19 protein-coding genes and 1 pseudogene are annotated in these 18,332 nt (G+C 32.5%); 7 read left to right on the top strand and 13 right to left on the bottom strand.

Annotated features, from left to right (window positions below):
• Window positions 1–7: 7 nt before the first annotated feature.
• Window positions 8–1,333 (bottom strand): 4-aminobutyrate--2-oxoglutarate transaminase, encoded by a 1,326-nt coding sequence (gene gabT / locus NSQ69_RS11900; protein WP_341099262.1) that lies wholly within the window; start codon window positions 1,331–1,333, stop codon window positions 8–10.
• 129 nt (window positions 1,334–1,462) lie between these two features.
• On the opposite strand from gabT, the gene NSQ69_RS11895 reads away from it, so the two are divergent.
• Complete coding sequence (locus NSQ69_RS11895; protein ID WP_087974007.1) at window positions 1,463–2,365, top strand: LysR family transcriptional regulator; 903 nt, start codon at window positions 1,463–1,465, stop codon at window positions 2,363–2,365.
• Between the two features lie 308 nt (window positions 2,366–2,673).
• Here NSQ69_RS11895 and NSQ69_RS11890 read toward each other — a convergent pair whose 3' ends face one another.
• Window positions 2,674–2,985, bottom strand: a complete 312-nt coding sequence (locus tag NSQ69_RS11890) for a heterocycloanthracin/sonorensin family bacteriocin (RefSeq protein WP_063226656.1) — start codon at window positions 2,983–2,985, stop codon at window positions 2,674–2,676.
• A 943-nt stretch (window positions 2,986–3,928) separates the two neighbouring features.
• Here NSQ69_RS11890 and NSQ69_RS11885 point away from each other — a divergent pair.
• Window positions 3,929–4,222, top strand: a complete 294-nt coding sequence (locus NSQ69_RS11885) for a hypothetical protein (RefSeq protein ID WP_002127353.1) — start codon at window positions 3,929–3,931, stop codon at window positions 4,220–4,222.
• 246 nt (window positions 4,223–4,468) lie between these two features.
• On the opposite strand, the gene NSQ69_RS11880 is transcribed toward NSQ69_RS11885, so the two are convergent.
• Window positions 4,469–5,512, bottom strand: coding sequence for an aspartate-semialdehyde dehydrogenase (locus NSQ69_RS11880; protein ID WP_002127352.1), 1,044 nt, complete (start codon window positions 5,510–5,512; stop codon window positions 4,469–4,471).
• A 129-nt stretch (window positions 5,513–5,641) separates the two neighbouring features.
• On the opposite strand from NSQ69_RS11880, the gene NSQ69_RS11875 reads away from it, so the two are divergent.
• Window positions 5,642–6,514 carry a LysR family transcriptional regulator gene (locus NSQ69_RS11875; RefSeq protein ID WP_002127351.1) on the top strand — a complete coding sequence of 291 codons (873 nt, stop codon included), beginning with the start codon at window positions 5,642–5,644 and terminating at the stop codon, window positions 6,512–6,514.
• A gap of 105 nt (window positions 6,515–6,619) precedes the next feature.
• On the opposite strand, the gene NSQ69_RS11870 is transcribed toward NSQ69_RS11875, so the two are convergent.
• From NSQ69_RS11870 to NSQ69_RS11860, 3 genes are all read right to left on the bottom strand, one after another.
• Complete coding sequence (locus NSQ69_RS11870) at window positions 6,620–7,225, bottom strand: PRK06770 family protein (RefSeq protein ID WP_002127350.1); 606 nt, start codon at window positions 7,223–7,225, stop codon at window positions 6,620–6,622.
• 256 nt (window positions 7,226–7,481) lie between these two features.
• Window positions 7,482–8,141: an AAA family ATPase gene (locus NSQ69_RS11865; RefSeq protein ID WP_003189178.1), complete on the bottom strand. Its 660-nt coding sequence runs from the start codon at window positions 8,139–8,141 to the stop codon at window positions 7,482–7,484.
• Window positions 8,141–9,037, bottom strand: a complete 897-nt coding sequence (locus NSQ69_RS11860) for a CPBP family intramembrane glutamic endopeptidase (protein ID WP_002127344.1) — start codon at window positions 9,035–9,037, stop codon at window positions 8,141–8,143. Before NSQ69_RS11860 ends, NSQ69_RS11865 begins: the two co-directional genes overlap by 1 nt.
• A 382-nt stretch (window positions 9,038–9,419) precedes the next feature.
• Between NSQ69_RS11860 and cspD the strand changes: the two genes are divergently transcribed.
• Both cspD and NSQ69_RS11850 read left to right on the top strand, forming a co-directional pair.
• Window positions 9,420–9,623, top strand: coding sequence for a cold-shock protein CspD (gene cspD, locus NSQ69_RS11855; protein ID WP_002012849.1), 204 nt, complete (start codon window positions 9,420–9,422; stop codon window positions 9,621–9,623).
• Between the two features lie 86 nt (window positions 9,624–9,709).
• Window positions 9,710–9,895: a cold-shock protein gene (locus NSQ69_RS11850; RefSeq protein ID WP_000286202.1), complete on the top strand. Its 186-nt coding sequence runs from the start codon at window positions 9,710–9,712 to the stop codon at window positions 9,893–9,895.
• Between the two features lie 43 nt (window positions 9,896–9,938).
• Here NSQ69_RS11850 and NSQ69_RS11845 read toward each other — a convergent pair whose 3' ends face one another.
• Window positions 9,939–10,490 (bottom strand): GNAT family N-acetyltransferase, encoded by a 552-nt coding sequence (locus NSQ69_RS11845; protein ID WP_002031946.1) that lies wholly within the window; start codon window positions 10,488–10,490, stop codon window positions 9,939–9,941.
• Window positions 10,491–10,720: 230 nt separating this feature from the next.
• On the opposite strand from NSQ69_RS11845, the gene NSQ69_RS11840 reads away from it, so the two are divergent.
• Window positions 10,721–11,269, top strand: a complete 549-nt coding sequence (locus tag NSQ69_RS11840) for a hypothetical protein (RefSeq protein WP_002127343.1) — start codon at window positions 10,721–10,723, stop codon at window positions 11,267–11,269.
• A gap of 65 nt (window positions 11,270–11,334) precedes the next feature.
• Here the strand turns inward: NSQ69_RS11840 and NSQ69_RS11835 are convergent, their stop codons facing one another.
• The 4 genes from NSQ69_RS11835 to NSQ69_RS11820 form a co-directional block, all read right to left on the bottom strand.
• Window positions 11,335–12,735, bottom strand: coding sequence for a protoporphyrinogen oxidase (locus NSQ69_RS11835; RefSeq protein WP_002168406.1), 1,401 nt, complete (start codon window positions 12,733–12,735; stop codon window positions 11,335–11,337).
• A 158-nt stretch (window positions 12,736–12,893) separates the two neighbouring features.
• Window positions 12,894–13,043, bottom strand: coding sequence for an aspartyl-phosphate phosphatase Spo0E family protein (locus NSQ69_RS11830; protein ID WP_002012842.1), 150 nt, complete (start codon window positions 13,041–13,043; stop codon window positions 12,894–12,896).
• A gap of 241 nt (window positions 13,044–13,284) precedes the next feature.
• The gene (locus NSQ69_RS11825) at window positions 13,285–14,235 is read right to left on the bottom strand and encodes a hypothetical protein (RefSeq protein ID WP_002168407.1); all 951 of its coding nucleotides are present in this window, start codon (window positions 14,233–14,235) and stop codon (window positions 13,285–13,287) included.
• 486 nt (window positions 14,236–14,721) lie between these two features.
• Window positions 14,722–15,339: a helix-turn-helix domain-containing protein gene (locus tag NSQ69_RS11820; RefSeq protein WP_002031957.1), complete on the bottom strand. Its 618-nt coding sequence runs from the start codon at window positions 15,337–15,339 to the stop codon at window positions 14,722–14,724.
• Between the two features lie 114 nt (window positions 15,340–15,453).
• Here NSQ69_RS11820 and NSQ69_RS11815 point away from each other — a divergent pair, with 114 nt between their 5' ends.
• Window positions 15,454–16,344 carry a DMT family transporter gene (locus NSQ69_RS11815; RefSeq protein ID WP_002168408.1) on the top strand — a complete coding sequence of 297 codons (891 nt, stop codon included), beginning with the start codon at window positions 15,454–15,456 and terminating at the stop codon, window positions 16,342–16,344.
• A 201-nt stretch (window positions 16,345–16,545) separates the two neighbouring features.
• Here NSQ69_RS11815 and NSQ69_RS11810 read toward each other — a convergent pair.
• Window positions 16,546–17,451, bottom strand: a pseudogene (locus NSQ69_RS11810) (DUF2935 domain-containing protein).
• A gap of 294 nt (window positions 17,452–17,745) precedes the next feature.
• Window positions 17,746–18,258: a GNAT family N-acetyltransferase gene (locus NSQ69_RS11805; RefSeq protein WP_002168410.1), complete on the bottom strand. Its 513-nt coding sequence runs from the start codon at window positions 18,256–18,258 to the stop codon at window positions 17,746–17,748.
• Window positions 18,259–18,332: the final 74 nt, after the last annotated feature.

Here is an 18,332-nt window from a genome sequence, read left to right as displayed (position 1 = left end):
CCTCCTCTTACTTGCGGCACAACTTTTCAAAAGACTCATTTATTATTTCAAATCCTCTATCTATTTCTTCGTTTGAGATAACTAGAGGTGGTAAAAAGCGTAGTACATTATCAAATATCCCCGCTCCAATACTTATAAGCCCATTCTTCCAAAAATCTTCAATTAGCTTTACTGTTAGTTCTTTTGCAGGTTCTTTCGTTATGCGATTCGTTACAAGTTCCATTGCAACCATCGCACCGATTCCACGAACATCACCAATCATTTCGTACTTTAATTGCATTTGATGTAGATGTGACATTATTCTATTTCCAATTTGCTGAGCCCTTTCAACTAGATTTTCTTCTTCCATTATTTCAAATACAGCAAGACCGGCTGCACATGATAACGGACTCCCGGCAAAAGTTCCACCAATTTGTCCTCTCCCAGGAATGTCCATCAACTCCGCACGACCGACAATAGCACTTAATGGTAAACCGCCAGCAATTGATTTTGACAAAGTCATTATGTCAGGTTCTATATGAAAATGTTCCGTTGCAAACCATTTCCCTGTTCGGCCAAATCCAGTTTGCACTTCATCCATTATCATTAAAATACCGTATTGATTACAAATTTCTCGTAATCGTTTTACAAATGAAATGGAATGAACAATAAACCCACCCTCTCCTTGTACTGGTTCCATTACGATCGCTGCTACTTTTTCAGGTGATACTTCTTCTAAAAACTTTTCAAACTGATAGATGACTTGAGAATCCACTTCTTCAGGAGAAACTCCTTCTTCAGCTCTGTAATAGTACGGATACGGCAATATATGCATGTCTGAAACGAACGGACCAAATCCTGCTTTATATGGAGTTTCTTTGGTCGATAGAGACATTGTCATTAATGTTCTCCCATGAAATCCTCGTTCAAACGAAATTACTTTACTCCTCCCTGTTACTTTACGTGCGATCTTTACAGCATTTTCAATCGCTTCCGCACCACTATTGGCAAACATCGTTTTTTTCTTACTTGTACCTGGCACTTTCTCATTAATTTTCTCCGCTAAAGTAATATAATTTTCATATGGAGTTACATGAAAACAAGGATGTATAAATGATTCTGCTTGTTTTTGTACCGCTCTTACAACTTTCGGATGACAATGTCCAACATTTTGCATACCAATTCCACCAGCAAAATCAATAAACTGATTTCCATCTACATCTGTTATTATCGCTCCCCTTGCTTCTTTTACATATAAAGGCGTTAAATGATATATTCCTGTCGGTACGGCCTCCTCATACCTTTTTTGAAGTACTTGTGAATAACTGCCCGGTAATACACTAGATTTCAACAATTCTTCTTCACCTCATCTAATTTTTTAATCAATCCATTTCTGATAAAGTGATTATATATCCCACAAAACCATTGTTCAATTCAATTATTTATATAATAATGATAGGTATATCCTATGATTAAACTTGAGGTGATTTCAATCGAATTACGACAATTAGAATACTTTTTAGCTGTTTCGAAAGAATTACATTTCACAAAAGCAGCCGAGAAATTAAATATTTCACAACCTTCACTAAGCCAACAAATACGTGCATTAGAACATGAAGTAGGCATGCCAGTTTTCGATCGAATTGGTAAAAAAATATCTTTAACTGAAGCAGGAAGAGTTTTATTATCGCACAGTAAAACAATCTTTCACGAAGTCGAACAAGCTCGTTCTGCCATTCAAGATTTAAATGGATTACATCATGGTTCCTTAACAATAGGATCTTTGTTAACCGTAGTAAATTATTTACTACCACCAGCTATATTAGATTTCAATAAGCAATATCCAAATATCGAACTCTCTGTGTTGGGGCTTCGTACAGGAGAAATTCGTGAAAAATTATTACAAAATGAATTAGATATTGGTATTACATTTCTCCCGGTGCAAGATAAAGAGATTGTTTCTATCCCACTATATAAAAGTGAACTTACATTAGTTGTGCCAACCAGCCATTCTTTAACTGAACGTAAGTATGTATCTATTGAAGAATTACAGGACTATCCTTTAATTCTTCTACCTAAAAATTTCTATTTAACAGAACTAATTACATCTCATTGCCAAAACTTTAACTTTAAACCAAAGCCAATTTTAGAAATTAGTACAATGGAATCTTTAATTCAAATGGTCGCACAAGGTATGGGGATTACCGTGTTACCAAAACCGTATATAGACTTTTTGCAAAATGAGCACATACAAGCTATTAAAATTGAAAACCCCACTCCAACAATAGATATAGGACTTATTTATAGAAGAGATAAATATATGTGCGCTGCTACCCGGAAATTTATTGAGCAACTCAAAATAACAGTACATTCTTTACAAAAATAAGCATAAAAAGAGATTATCCTATGCAGCCGTTACACAACGACCTATTAGAATAATCTCTTTTTATAATGATATAAAACATTACATTTTATGGTTTCTTTTCTAATAACCTATTATTCATTATAAGTGCTAAATTATTATCGTATTATTAAGCTACACATCAGCGATATTTTATGTCTATTTCGTATAGGTGTTAGCAAGTCCGTTTGCAAACTTGTTAGCACATTTTTATAAAAATTATATAATGCTTCACAAAGTAGGAATCCGTTTCGATCAATCTTTTTTCAAAATGGATTCCTTTTTGTCTCTTATCAATATTCAAATGTTACAGTAGTACCATTAAAACCATCAAAACAATTAGAGCAATTAGAGCAATTAGAGCAACCACCACAACCAAAACAACTAAAGCAACCGAAGCAACCAAAACAACGGAATCCACCACAACGACCACCGCCACAACGACCACAACCACCACAACGACCACCGCCACAGCCGCCACAGCGACGAGCATCATCTGTAATATAGTAATATGGATATTGGTTTTGCTGGTCCCAATACACAATATTTCCAGGCTGATAATCATTAAGGCTTAACGCTTGTAGTTCTTGTTGAAAATTATTCATCTTCATGACCTCCGTTTATAAACTAAAACCCCATCGATACTTTCCTATATTTCTGTTCGTTAAATCTAAGTAGAAATAGCGCTATAAAGTGAAACTTTAATCAGTAGGGGTTTTGTTCATCCCCCACTGATTATTAGCCCGCACCAATCGGGCGTTTACGGGCAGCAGGGCTCCCACCTAACTTCTTTGCTCCAGTTGAATTTTGAGGTGGGAGTTTTACTGCCCACAAATAGCGGGATAAACTAAGTTCAATACGTACACCAACAAAATATGACCTATCACTAGATGATGCACCTTGTTCATATGCCTATTTTTAGGTTATTTTTACTATAGGCTCATTTTTATAAAGTGAAACTTTAATCAGAGGGGGTTTACGGGCAGTTAATGCGGGCTAAATGGACATTATAAAATATGAATTTAAACAATAATATTTAGATTTATGTCATCATTTTCTAGTTCTATAGTCGTATATTCCATAATTTTGTTTGGTCATCTTCGTATTTCCAATATGCACTCCCATCTTTATTTTTCTTCGCTTCAATATCTGCTATATCAGAGCTAATTTTATAAATATTTATAATTAGTGATTTCTGCTAAGAAAAGTCTATTTTTATGAATGGCAAATCAGCGATGTTTTTTGCTATTTCCCCCATCACAACCACGGTTTTCCTTTTCAAAAGGCATTATTTACTGTCTAGTTAAAACCTTGTTAAGATTACCGTAAGAATAGACTTTTAATAGGTTGTAAAAATAAGTTCAACATTACAAAACTAGATTTAATAATATCAAATGGATAATACTCTACATCGAAACTTCTTATTTGCGATCAACTATTTATTGAAACGAGCAAACTTGTATTTATAGGATTGCAAATAGCCACATTTTACAATTAATGAATAAATTTTTTACTCATCCATTTTCATGGCAAAAGGAGTATATATTAATGTGTAATAGCAAACCAATTGATGAATTAAATATTGAGGACCTGAAACAAAACCCAATATGGGAATGGGCAATAGATGAAGCGGAAAATGAAGAGTGCGATGAAACGTGGGTAAAACCAGTGGAAACAATAAATTTTACAGAAGAATTAAACGGTTCAATAGTACTTGGCGAATTAATAATACATAATGATGAGAAATTCCCTATGATGTGTAGTATTGATATTGAAAATAATGAGGTATTAATTAGTTCCATTGTTTTTATAACGAAAAAGAAGATGAGTATATTGCTATAGAAGATGTAGTGAAAAAGGTTGAAATGCCTTTATCACTTAATATTAATCTCACAATTAACGGAGAGCCTAGATTTTTAAAATTCTCTGCAGATAAAGTTGATATTTATAAAAACACTATAAAAACTAACTTAAATTAAATTTTAATTGAAGTAAGAGGAAAATACTCATTAAGTAAAAAACAGGAAACCATTATAATTAACGGTTTCCCAAATATCCTTCTATTTTCAATATTTATATAAATCCATACTAAATAATCCCATTTCCCACCAATGTCTCTGCGATTTGAACTGAGTTCCAAGCAGCACCTTTTAATAAATTATCAGAAACGATCCAAAGATGGAATCCTTTTGATGTATCAGGATCTTTACGTATTCTACCTACAAATGTATCTCTTTTACCCTCTGCATATAATGGCGTTGGATAAATTTGTTCACTAGGATTATCTTGTAAAATAACACCTGGTGCATTCAGTAGTACTTCTTTAATTTCTGCAACGGTCGCTTCTTTTTCAAGTTCAATATAAACTGATTCAGAATGCCCCGATACAACTGGAACTCTGACGCAAGTAGCTGCCATTTTCAGATTTGGATCTTCTAAAATTTTCTTCGTCTCTTGAATCATCTTTACTTCTTCGAATGTGAAATCATTGTCTGTAAATATATCCACTTGCGGCAATACATTAAATGCAATTGGATAATGTTTTTTATCTTTTTTCACTGGTAATATAGTGCTCTTCACTTCTTCACCTGTAAGCATTGACTTAGCTTGTTCTTTTAATTCATGAATCGCATGAATTCCTGAGCCTGATACGGCTTGATACGTTGAAACAATAATTCGTTCTAAACCAAATGATTTTCGAATTGGCTGAAGAGCTGTTACCATCTGTAGTGCTGAGCAATTCGGAACTGCAATGATCCTTTTATGTTCCCTTAAAGTATGTGCATTTACTTCTGGAACGACGAGTGGTACATCGTGTGCCATTCGGTATTCACTTGTGTTGTCAATTACGATTGCACCACTAGAAACTGCATGATTTACATATTGTCTAGAAACTTCTCCCCCAGCGCTAAAAAAGGCAATGTCTACACCTTCAAAACTAGTTGATTTTGCCTCTTGTATTTTAATCTCTCGTCCTTTAAATTGTACTATCTTACCAGCAGATCGTTTTGACGAGAGTAATGTAATTTCTTCTATATTAAATTTCGTTACTCTCTCTAACAATGCAATGATTTTTTGCCCTACTGCGCCTGTAGCTCCAACTACAGCTACATGATAGCTCTTTTCACTCATTTTTTCTCCTCCAATTTCAATTGAATGAATTTCTCCACAACTTAATTTTAAAAGAAATTTAATGATTTGAAAAATTGAAATACATGATATAATCATTCACAAATCATGATAATAAAAGAGGTATCATTTATGGAAATGAGACATGTTAAAACATTTTGTGCCATTGTTAAATATGGTAGCTTTTCTAAAGCTGCTCATGCATTAGGTTATGCGCAATCTACTGTGACAGCCCATATTAAAGCATTAGAGAACGATTTAAACATTCCCCTATTCGATCGATTAGGAAAAAAAATACTTCTTACAAAAGCAGGTCATCAATTTCATCCGTATGCATTAGAATTACTTACTATTTATGATAAAGCGCAAGAAATCCCTCAAAACAGTGACCATTTAGAAGGAACATTGGCTATTACATCTAATGAATCATTGGCAGTGTATCGGTTACCACAATTATTACGTACTTACAAACAGGAAAATCCGAAAGTAAATATCGTACTTGAGACAAATACCAATGAGCAAGCATTGAAAAAATTACATGAAGGAGAAACCGATGTAATCTTCATAATTGGAGAAAGTATAGAGCATAATGATTTTATTACGTGCAATTTATGTAATGAAACATTTGGATGGATTTTCCCTGCTCATTTCCCTTCAAACACTGATCCACTCCTTTTATTACAAGATACTCAATTTATATTTACAGAACAAAGCTGTGGCTATAGACCAATGGTAGATCGTTTTTTACGTCAAAGCGGAAGAAATCCTAATAAAACATTTGAGACTTCCAATGTTGAAGTCATTAAACAATCCGTTATGTGTGAGTTAGGAATTTCTATTCTCCCTTACATCGTTGTACAAGAAAGTAATCAAAAAGAACAACTCTGTTTTCAGCCCATCGAAACTCCAGCCGTCATTCAAAGCCACGTAATCTATCATAAATCTAGATGGATATCCCCAGTTTTGCAATCGTTTCTTACATTATTAGAGAGAATAGAAAAGTAAGCGAGTAATTACAAAAATGAGTAACTGCTCTAAAAAGCAATTACTCATTTTTGTTAAAACATTTGTGTTCATAACAATACAGGTGTTTCAAAATCAATATGTATATTATTTATTAGCTTGTACCTCACCTGCAATTAATTTACTACCTGAATATGTACCTTTTTGTATAAAAACTTGATTAATTAATTCTTTTTGCTCCTTTTCTGACATTACTCCTTTCCCTTCTCCTAAATTCCCACTTTGTAATTTCCAAATCTTGTTGTGGTCCACATCAACCTTTTCATATTTTCCTTGTTTCCATCGTTCTAAAATATCCACATATGTACTTTTTTGTGCAACATCATTACTATTTATAATTTCAAGTAAACTTTCAATACGTTCTTGTGTAATAAAAATATAGCCCCATTTTTGATCAGCTTTCGCTTTTTGATGTGCCATTTCATGTAATGCTGTCTGTATGTTCTCATCTGTCCATTTGAAGTTTTTATTAAAACCACTATTCGGCAATGAATAATTTCCATTTTCTAATATCTTTGCATCTTCGGCTTTTACATTACTATCAGCTAGCACTTCTACTGCCGGAGCGGCTGGTGATGCCTTTTTCGCAGCTGGTTTACTATTATTCAGATAATACAGCATACCATACGTTACACCTACCCCGATTACCGCCATACCAGCTATAATTCCTATGATTTTAAATAATGTTTTCATCTTGCTTGTTTCCTCCCAAATATCTCTGTTCTTACTACCTCATTATTTCTTATATAAAACAGTTCCTTCATTCAAAATAGTTCATCCCATCCCCTATCATATTATTTATATATATTTCCTTATATTGTATTTCTTTTTTCGTGAAATTGAAAGATTATTCTGTTAAAAAATAAAGATATTCTACAAAATTTTCCTTTATATTTATATGGAAACAAAAAAACAACGAGCGCCTTCTAAAACACTCGTTGTTTTTACTTTATGCACGATTTTCTTTTAACCACTCCGTAATAGCATCTAACCTCGAAACATCAAAACGTCTTTCTTCACATACTTTTAAGCTGTTTAAACTTTTCACAATTTCTAATTCATTCGACTTTATACTTTTTGCTTCAATCAATTTACAGTACCCGTCTGTGACGGTATTGAGATTTTCATAATAACGCTGAAATGCTTTAGATATATGTAAATGTTTTTCAAAGTTTCTTCTTTTTTTCGTCCCATCAAACTCTTTCCGTTTTCTAAGCTCTTCATCACTTGTATATAAATAAAAATATTGATCTGGAAAACCAATTTCTCTATTTATCATCTTTTCTTTATAAAAGTTTTCTATTAAAGATAACGGCTGATTAAATATATCAAAACGAAAACACCAATTATAACTAAGTGGCTGATATATATCCCCATCGAGTATTACTAATTCATATTGCTGAGACTTCTGTATTGCTATTTTCCAGCGCTCTACTTGTTTTTCAAAATACCATGTTCTATGTTCATTTTTTGGTCTTTCAAATAATAGATTAACTTCAGGTATAATAAATGCACCGTAATTTTTTTCTAATTCACGACATGTTGTACTTTTACCAACAGCGCTCGCTCCCTCAAACGCTACAATCCCCATATTTTCTCCCTCTTTCATTAGCTAATATCTCGTTGTTTCACTTTTCGCCCCCATAACTGTTTCCATAAAACGATTGAAGCGATAGAAAGCATTATTGTTGTAATGATACTACCTTCAATACCAAATGAGCCTCCATGAAGCACTTCTGACCCATTTGTTACAGGTTTAAATAGTGGTGTTGAATATATCGTCATGCCACTAACTGCAAAACCATAGACATTATATTGTGCCCAATTCCAAATGGAATGCCATGCACAAATCCCCCAAAGACTACTGTCCTTTAATACGTAAAAAGCTGCAAATACACCAACTAATATTATATTCGATATTGAAAGAATTGTAATACCTGGATTAAGTAAATGAAGAAAACCAAATAAAAAGGACGTCACTATAATCCCAACCCATATACGACTTCTAACAGAAATAACTGGAAACAACCAGCCTCGTACAATAATTTCTTCCGTTGCACCTTGTATTAAAAAAGCAATTAAAGATCCTACAATACCAAATATGGCGGTTGCCGTAATTTGTTGCATTTGTAGTTTTACAATACCTGTTAATACAAGTACAATTACTGGTATTGAAATGAAGACAAATCCTATTAACGCACCTCTCAAATACTGTCTCATCCATTGCACTTTCCAAAAACCAATGGATGAAAATGACCTTTTTTCTACAAACCTAATCCATAAAAAAATAAAAAATATAGCCCCACCAAACGTTAATATCATCTCAATATTACTATAAATTGCCTTTACAAATGATGTATCTGCTTTCGGTAAAAAAAGCATAAACAACATGAAAAATTCACCTAAAGTTAAAAATACAATTGCAAGTATAACAGCGAAAATAGGATGAACTTTTCTTCTTCCTTCTTTTGCTGCTTCAATTATTTTAAATTGTTTATTTAGCAATATTCTATCCTCCTTATTATTGTAATCATCTGTATTCTTAAAATATATATCGTTTCCCTTAAACATATTTTTTAAAATAAATGATTTCTGTTTGGAATAAATTCAGATTAGGAATAATATATAAATAAAAGAGATGTCTTCGTGCCTTTTACCAGTATCACCCAATTCATTCACTGGTATTACCAGCACTTGCTATTTCCCACCATTTGTTGTAAGATAGTAATTAAGGTCAATTTAGCACTATACTTTCTTTGCATATTATCAAGTATCAATCAGGAATATTTTGTACTCCTTATGGATTTTTGATAATATGTGAACTTTTATTTTCAATCGAATAAGGCCGATCATATTGTAATCTTTTTAAATTTTAGGAGGCATTACCATGACATTAACAGGTAAAGTAAAATGGTTTAACAGCGAAAAAGGTTTCGGTTTCATCGAAGTTGCAGACGGTAGCGACGTATTCGTTCACTTCTCAGCTATCACTGGCGACGGCTTCAAATCTCTTGACGAAGGTCAAGAAGTTAGCTTCGAAGTTGAAGACGGTAACCGTGGACCTCAAGCTAAAAACGTTGTAAAGCTATAATTCAATCAATAAAAAGGTTGTTACCAGCTCGGTTAACAACCTTTTTAATATATAACTAAAAATTTTTACATAAAAGGAGTGGTTACATGTATCGCAATCGAAAGAACGATGTAGCAGAAGTACCACCAGAACAAACCCCTGTTTGGGAATGTGAATCAGAGGATTGTTTAGGATGGATGAGAAAGAACTTTTCATTTGAAGAAGAGCCTAAATGCCCTTTATGTAAAAGTAGTATGAAAAGCGGAGAACGTTTATTACCTAAAATAGGTTGATTTTTACAAGCCCCTCTTATTTTAAATAAGAGGGGCTTTTTTATTAATAATGAATATCCTCTACATCAGTTCGTACAATAGAATACATTAATGCATCGTGTTGTTTATTTCCTTGATGAATGTATCCACGTAACAGCCCTTCTTGTTGAAAACCTAATTTAGATAACATATTACACGAAGTTATATTTTCAGGATATGTAATAGCTCCAATTCTAAATAAGCCTAAATCTCGAAATCCATAAGTAATAATTTCTCGAGCAGCTTCAGAAGCATAACCATTCCCCCAATAACGAGGATGCAAATCATATCCAATCTCTGAGCGTTTACTCCAAAGTTGTAAATTATTTAATCCAATTGTTCCTACTAAATTATTTGTGTCTTTTAATACAATCCCCCAACGCATTGCCTTTTTCTCAAAGTAATTTTTTGAAAAAGATTCAATCATACGTGAAGCTTGTCCAAACTCAGTAAAAGAATTCATACCATAATAACACGTTACCTCATCTAATGAGAATATTTCATATATTTTTTGACAATAAGATTGTTCTATTTCAACTAAGCGCAAGCGTTCTGTTTCTAACATAGGAAATACCATAGGATCACTCCTTTCTCTCTACTCATTTATTATAGCAGAAAAAGTATTTATAATTAGGAAAGTCCTTAATGTCCCACAAATCAAATATTTCTAGCGATGTTTATCCTATTAATAATATATAACTTCGTTGTATTTATTAATTCCCCTCTAAAAACCACCCCTAATTTACACCCTCTCATGTTAAAATATAGAAAAACAGTAAATATTTCTTACGGAGGTGCTTAAACTTTATGTATATTTTCATTGGCTTATCCCTCTTGCTCATTTTACTCATTTTTTTATTCGCAAAAAAATTCACACCAAACTCATTTATGATGACAAGTTTTAAAGGAAATAGCTTTAAGACATTTTCAGTTGGTATATTAATCGCTGCCACACTCTCTCTTTCATACGGAATGTATCACGCAGCAACATATCAACCTAGATATTTAGATATTAAATTGCAAAATCAAAATTTCACTGTTTTTGGTAATGTTGGTGAGTTTGGTTATTTCTCAGAAGAATTACTAAAAAAAGATGCAGAAGTTGAACTGTATTTTGTCTCTTGGGAAACAATACAATTAAATAATCCAGAAATAATAGTAGACTACCCTTCAGGCAAACAGGAAACATGGAAGCCTAATATAACATTAATTCCTACAAATAAATTAAAAGAAAAACATAGTATTAAAGAACTTTATCGGCTCTCACCGTATTCCTTTGAAGAATCTGGAAAAATAACATTAACTATTAAAGAGAATAAAGCCAATCATAAAAAGATTGTAATTAATGTTAAATAATTACAAATAAAATGTCCCTCCATTATGTTGGAGGGACATTTTATTTACATATATATTCAATATTATTATTTTGACTGTTCATTCAATGTCGTAATTATTTCATTGGCAGTATTCTTTCCGTTTCCAATACAAGCACCAATTCCTACACCGTAATATGAAGCACCAGCTAAGTATACATTAGGATAAAGCACGGCCAATTTTTCTTGTAATGATTGAACAGCTTGATTATGTTCTAAATGATATTTCGGCATTAAATCTTTCCAATTTGTAACTTCAATTACTTCCGGTTCACCTTTAATTCCGAGGCTCTTTTCAATATCATATAAAGCAACTCGTACTAATTCTTCTTCACTATAACTTTTGATCGTTTCATATACTGGATTAGTGCTCTTATAAAACATTCTTACTAATAGCTTTTGTTTACCAGATGTATGTTTCCACTTCCTGCTTGTCCATGTGCAAGCATCACAATGTAAATCACTGTTTTCCGTTACGATAAAACCTGTGCCGTCAGCCGGTAGTTGTTCATCTAGTATGTCAAAACCTAAGTAAATACTTATAAGCGATGAATTTTTAAATTTATTAAAATGCTCATTTAACTCATTAGACTGTAATAACGTTTGTGCGATATCATGTGGAGCTGCTAAAACGACATAATCAGCTTGTATTGTCTCATGATTTGCAAAAGAAACCTCATACCGATCCCCTTTTTTACTTATCACTGTTGTTACAGCACCTTTATTAATGACAGTCTCCGTCAGCACTTCTTCTAAGCGATTAATAATCGTAGATAGTCCACTTTTAAATGATACAAACTTTTTATTTCCTGCTGACTGAAATTGTTTTTTATTCTCTTCAAAACCTTTAATAATACTTCCATATTTATTTTTATACTCAAGTAAATATGGTAACGTAGATGCCATTGTAAGCTCCTTCAATTTACCAGAATATACACCTGAAAGCACAGGTGCAATTTGTCTTTCCACTAATTCTTTCCCTAAAAAGCTTTCTAAAAATACAGCAAGTGATGTATCCTTTGTAAACTCCTTATTTTTCGTAATAAAATCTTTTAAAGCAACGATTTTCCCTTTTTTTGAGACTAGCGTACTGCTAAATAATGATTCAACACTCATAGGAATCCCAAATATAGTGTCAGCAGGAATTGGATGTAATATGTTATCAGAGTATATGTAAGAAATACCTGTTTCGTTATATACCATTTCATTTTCTAAATTTAAATCTTTTACAAGCGGCAAAACATGTTCATTACGAGCTACAATAGAATCTGCTCCAGATTCCATAATAAAATCATTTTCTTCCACACTGTGGATTTTACCACCTAAATACTCTTCTTTCTCAATAAGGATTAAATTTAAATCTATATTATAATCCTTCTTTAATTTTTCTAAATAAAACATAGTAGAAAGTCCAGTAATACCTCCACCGATGACAACGACTGTTTTCATATTTGCTGCGCCCCTAACCGATACAATTAATAATTCCTTTATTATTATAACCAAAAATTATCATAGTCGACTAGCAGCTTGCGCATTCTGTAAGAAATTAGACAATATATATGAATAAAAAAGAACTATAACATATTCAACTCACGTCATAGTTCTTTCTATTTTAAAAACATAAACCAGTTTATTAATTTGTCAATTTCTTGGCTGAGTGCTATTACTTTTTCATGTTGAAGTCCATAATTTGAGACTAGATTCAATAATTCTTCTTTTTTCAATTCAATTATTTTTTCTAACTTCACTAATTCCATGTCGTCTTTATTCGCTCCAATTTCAAAATATATGTATTTTAGTATAGCCTACTTACATAATAAGTAAAAGTCTCATGCTAATGTAAAATCTTACATATTTGAAAAAACAATATACTACTAACAAAAAAAGAGACTTAAACTAAGCCTATTATTACAGGTCATTATAATTTTCTACCATTTTTTATAAATATGTTAGTTTATGAATGTGTACCATTTACTATTAATTTAAAGTTAGACACTTTTACTCATTAATAATACAACAGAATTTCTCAAATGTTTTATCTTTATATTCTGGAACCCTTGTTAAGTGATCAAAATAACTATATGAAAATTTAAATATGTGCCCAAAATCCCAATTAAATTCGCTGTAGTCTTTAAGCCAGAATGCATTATCTAGCGGAAGTGTATCAACTTGTTTTGCTTTTGTAAGAGGTAAACGATCTACAGGAGAATTCAATATTATTTGGGCATTCGGCATTAAATTGCGACTTTTTCTAAGTACATAAACTAGCTTTAATAGTGGTTTTATTCCTCGTTGAAATAATTCTATATGCCCTAAGTCATATAATATATTAATCGCATGTGAGAAGGTAAGCATATGACCAATTAAATCTTGATGTGATTCTGCCTTATATATAACATTAAATTCAGATAATTCATTTAAAATAAATTCAGATAATTGCTTTGGGTTTTTAATTTCGCTTTGAATCTCCTCATTATTTATAATTAGTTGCTTTACTTCTTTAGTTGTAAAACCAATCCAAGATCTACCGGGAATTGTTTTTTGAAACGATAATATAAGGTTTGCTATATTATTAATATCTTGCTCACTCCCCCAATGACTTAACTCCTTAATGGCTAGTAAACTTAAAGAAGCGTAAATTACATTATGACCAACCCAATGGAGTTCATCAATCGTTTGTTCCAAAGATTTAATTATCGTTTCTTCAGCACTTTGATAATCGACACCTTGTTTATTATCAATTGTTTCGCCTAACCTTTGCTTATGGAGCATCATTTTCGCTTGAGAATAAATGTTACAGGCAGTTTTTTCATCAATGTTATTGTTTTTCGTAAAAAAATAACTAGCAATGGCAGCTGCTCCGAAATGTGCATGCCAAATATCATTTGTTTCTTTTTTACATTGAGATATAATTGAAAGCCCATCTTTTAATACACTTATATTTTCCATCTCTCTTATCCCCTCTAAACCCTAATAAAAATGGTTTTTTAGCATCTACAAAGTCGGCAAAAAGCCAGGTGAAAACTCTTGAAAAGTTTCCTCCTTTACAGTTATAAATTAAAATTGCCCCTGTCGCTCAACAAGAATTAAATTTGCTTCTAATAATATTTTGAGATGATACTTATTCATCCCTAATGCAGTCTCAATCTTCCACAATTGTGTTTGTTTTGATTATGAAATAAATAACGAACAATCTCTCGTTTTACTCCTGCCAAAACCTTAAAAATTTTCACTCCTTGTCTATCTGAATTATTTGGTTTGATAGTCATGGAACTATCTTATTTTTTTGTCAAATCTCTCATCTTCTTAAACATACAAAGTGAAAATCAAATGTGTATGTATTTATAGATAGTTGTTTTATTATACACGCGAATCTTTATGTAATTGATACTTTCTATTATGTTACCACTTAGTATGTATCCTTAAGCTACTCCCTTAGCTTAACGAAGGTGTTAATACAAATAAGATGTGATTCATTTCATCACTCTTATTCAAAAATCTATGTTTCACGTTCGGTGGAATACGCACAACATCTCCTTCTTCTAAAAAATATTCATTCCCTTCCAATTCCACATACACTTCCCCTTTCATTACAACTGCAATTTCTTCCTTATCTTCGTGGGAATAGTGACTTTCTGTTGTATTTGCATATCCGTTTAAATCCATCATTAACATTTCAATGCGAGCTTTCATAAAATCTGGTGTTAACACATCATAAACAATATGATCATTATTTTCTCGATATACTTTTTTCCGATCTTTCTTCTTAGAAATAAGTGAGTCTGTATCGATATCATTAATAAAAAGAGTAAACAGCGGTACATTTAATGCTTTCGCTATTAATTCCAATACATTTAAAGAAGGATTGGCATGTCCTCTTTCAATTTGACTAATAAGTGAAGTACTGATTCCTGCATAATCAGCAAATTCACGAATTGTCATATTATTTTTCTTACGATAACTTAAAACAGTTTGACCTAGCCGATAATGAATCATTGTTACAACTTCCTTTCGTCCATCATAATACATCTTTTGTCCCTTTTGTGCTGACATACTAAACAGTGGCAATTAATCCTTCCTTATTTCATCTTAGGCTTATATACTAACTTTTGTACATTATATTATATACAGTTCATTATAATAAACAACCAATCGGAGGGACAAACTTTGAAATCACCTATTCTTTCATATTTCATCTTATTTTTCGGCGTGTTCGCCTTATCTACTTCAGCTATCTTCGTAAAAATAGCCGATGCCCCTGCAGCAATCACTGCTTTTTATCGATTATTGTTTGCTACGGTAATTCTTTTACCGTTTCTAATATTTAATACAAACAATCGAAGCGAACTTCGCTCATTATCAAAAAAGCAATGGGGATTTGGACTCTTATCTGGATTATTTCTAGCAGCTCATTATGTACTATGGTTTGAATCATTACAGTATACTTCCATAGCAAGTTCTACAGTTATCGTAACGTTGCAACCTTTATTTTCAATGGTCGGTGGTTATTTTTTATTTAAGGAACGGTTTACGAAAGGTGCGATTATAGGCTGCCTTATTGCAATTTCAGGAAGTATCGTGATTGGGTGGCAAGATTTTCAAATTAGTGGCGAGGCTTTATACGGCGATATTTTAGCTTTTATTGCTGCTGGCGTCATAACAGCTTACTTTTTCATTAGTCAATATGTTCGTAAAGACCTATCCCTAATACCGTACTCGGTAATTAGTTATGGCAGTAGTTCACTCTTTCTCGGTATATTTGCTTACACACAGCAGTCATCTTTCTTCAATTACACTGCACAAACATGGTGGTCCTTTATAGGTCTTGCATTCATTGCAACGATTTTAGGACAAACAATTTTTAATTGGTTATTAAAATGGATGAGCGCTACTGTTATCTCGATGAGTATTTTAGGAGAGACAATTGGAACTTGTATTTTAGCCTATTTCATTTTAGATGAAACAATTTCTTTACAGCAAGGACTAGGAATTCTACTTATTTTCATTGGATTAGCATTATTTTTATTACAACCGAAACAATCAAATCACAATTTATAAAGTGAAACTTTAATCAGTGGGGGTTTTGTTCATCCCCCGCTGATTATTAGCCTTCACCAATAGGGCGTTTACGGACAGTTTTTCTCCCTCATAACTTCTTTGATCCAGCCAAATTTTGAGATGGGAGTTTTACTGCCGACAAATAGCGGGATAAACAAGAAAAGCATGACATTAGTTTGCCATGCTTTCCTTGTTTATTTATTATTGCGGAGATTGTTCCACCTGCTTTTGCTTTAGCCTTTGCTCCAATACATGAATCATGAAGAGGAAATGCTCTGCCTCTCTTGTAACATGATCAGCAAGCAATGGATTTATGACATTTCGGATTTGACATGTTTGAATTAACTCTAATCCTGCTTTTTTGAAATCCCTTAACTCAACAGTGGCATTTTCACTATCTTTATTCATTTTTCCTATAATCGGGTATGTCGGTTCTTTTTGATATAACATCGATTCAACATCTCTAGCTTGGTTAAGCAAAATTTCGAAATCATCACCGAATTTCAACGCTGTATGAAAAAGATTTCTTTCCGATTGATCCAGTAATGATCCAATAAAACGTGAGTGTTCCATCATAATTCGTAACCAGAAAACATTCTCGCTAATAATCGCATCTTGAATAGGATCCATCTTGCCTTCATTAAACTTTTGAAGTGTCCGCATAAAATATTCCGCTTCTCGTGCAACATGATCCACTAAAAGTGGAAAATTAAACCCTTTCACTTTACAATTGATGATTAAAATTAGTAAGTTTCTTTTATAATTACGAAAAGCATACACTAACTGAATACTCTCTTCATTTAATTGCCTTACCGCTTGAACAGTTTGTGGAATAGTAAATGCTTTTTGTAGCTGCCTATCAAACTGATTATAAAACTGTTCTACTTACTGAATTAAATTTTTATCGTTACGATTAAACCCCTCACCAAGAAACAAAGCATGCTCTTTCATAATACGTAACCAAAATCTATTTTCAGTTATAGATCGTTCAATAAATAATTGTTCTGTTAATGATTCAGATGGAGCTGCTTTCAATTCCGGTGGCAACAGCATAGCTCGCTGTGGGTCCATAATAAAATGTCCAGGAATAGGTTGGTCTGTCGACATTACAATCACTCCTTGTTCCTTGAATGCTCAATTATACTATGTATGAAAATAAATAAATTTTAAATATACTTATGCAATCGTTTTTTCAAGGTTTTTGAAATTTCCACATATGCATTCCCCTTGCACATAGAAATAGATTCTATTAAGTCATATGCTTTCCGGATTGAGATGATTCCTAATGCTTCATCCTTTAAATAAAAATTGTTCTTTATTTTTAATAAACTGAAAAAAGCATGGCGTCCTTTTGCCATACTTTTTTCAAAACAAATCGATATTTCTGTTCAATTTACACCCCTATTTATTATGTACAATCAAACCATTTGGTCTAAAACGACTCATCATGATTTCGTTAACAAAATTCCCATGAGCCTTCAAATTCCCAACCTTTACACCCTCTTCGATAAATCCAAATTTTTCATATAATACTTTGGCTCTAGGATTCGTTTCTAATACACCAAGTTCCACTCGTTCTAACATTAGCCAATTATCAGCTAAATCAAGCATTTTTGTAAGAAGTGCTTTTCCAATTCCTTTATTGTGATACTCACTATCTACTCCGATGAATAAATCACCCGAGTGAGATCTTCGCCCTGGACTTTGGGTTAAACCGACAAATCCAACAACTTCTCCATCATATTCTGCTACAAATTCAAATTGATTCTGTGCTAAATTTCGAATTCTATTCTCCATTGCATCTACACGCATACTAGGTAAGAAAACCATATAAGGTAAAACATCATCTTGTATGCATATACGATGAATTGCTCTAGCATCTTGTATTTCTACTGCTCTAACGTTAATCTCCATCTTTCTCCCCTCCATTCAAATATTCATATTCTAATATCCCATATTAAAATCCTGCCAACCCTTATTCCTTTGTG

This window comes from Bacillus sp. FSL R10-2201 (assembly GCF_038008665.1).
GTDB classification, from domain to species: Bacteria; Bacillota; Bacilli; order Bacillales; family Bacillaceae_G; genus Bacillus_A; species Bacillus_A mycoides.
The sequence above is the reverse complement of the archived record's forward strand: the minus strand, read 5'-3'. Positions and strand labels throughout refer to the sequence as shown.

Excerpts from the sequence above, each read along its gene's own strand:
- NSQ69_RS11865 (WP_003189178.1), bottom strand. The coding sequence starts at position 8,141 with ATGAAAGAGGGAGAAAATATGGGGATTGTAGCGTTTGAGGGAGCGAGC.
- NSQ69_RS11830 (WP_002012842.1), bottom strand. The coding sequence starts at position 13,043 with ATGGAATTAGTGAAGTTAGAAAAAATAATTGAATTGAAAAAAGAAGAA.
- NSQ69_RS11880 (WP_002127352.1), bottom strand. The coding sequence starts at position 5,512 with ATGAGTGAAAAGAGCTATCATGTAGCTGTAGTTGGAGCTACAGGCGCA.
- NSQ69_RS11850 (WP_000286202.1), top strand. The coding sequence starts at position 9,710 with ATGTATCGCAATCGAAAGAACGATGTAGCAGAAGTACCACCAGAACAA.
- NSQ69_RS11885 (WP_002127353.1), top strand. The coding sequence starts at position 3,929 with ATGTGTAATAGCAAACCAATTGATGAATTAAATATTGAGGACCTGAAA.
- NSQ69_RS11805 (WP_002168410.1), bottom strand. The coding sequence starts at position 18,258 with ATGGAGATTAACGTTAGAGCAGTAGAAATACAAGATGCTAGAGCAATT.
- NSQ69_RS11870 (WP_002127350.1), bottom strand. The coding sequence starts at position 7,225 with ATGAAAACATTATTTAAAATCATAGGAATTATAGCTGGTATGGCGGTA.
- NSQ69_RS11835 (WP_002168406.1), bottom strand. The coding sequence starts at position 12,735 with ATGAAAACAGTCGTTGTCATCGGTGGAGGTATTACTGGACTTTCTACT.
- NSQ69_RS11825 (WP_002168407.1), bottom strand. The coding sequence starts at position 14,235 with ATGGAAAATATAAGTGTATTAAAAGATGGGCTTTCAATTATATCTCAA.
- cspD (WP_002012849.1), top strand. The coding sequence starts at position 9,420 with ATGACATTAACAGGTAAAGTAAAATGGTTTAACAGCGAAAAAGGTTTC.
- NSQ69_RS11890 (WP_063226656.1), bottom strand. The coding sequence starts at position 2,985 with ATGAATAATTTTCAACAAGAACTACAAGCGTTAAGCCTTAATGATTAT.
- NSQ69_RS11875 (WP_002127351.1), top strand. The coding sequence starts at position 5,642 with ATGGAAATGAGACATGTTAAAACATTTTGTGCCATTGTTAAATATGGT.
- NSQ69_RS11820 (WP_002031957.1), bottom strand. The coding sequence starts at position 15,339 with ATGTCAGCACAAAAGGGACAAAAGATGTATTATGATGGACGAAAGGAA.
- NSQ69_RS11845 (WP_002031946.1), bottom strand. The coding sequence starts at position 10,490 with ATGGTATTTCCTATGTTAGAAACAGAACGCTTGCGCTTAGTTGAAATA.
- NSQ69_RS11840 (WP_002127343.1), top strand. The coding sequence starts at position 10,721 with ATGTATATTTTCATTGGCTTATCCCTCTTGCTCATTTTACTCATTTTT.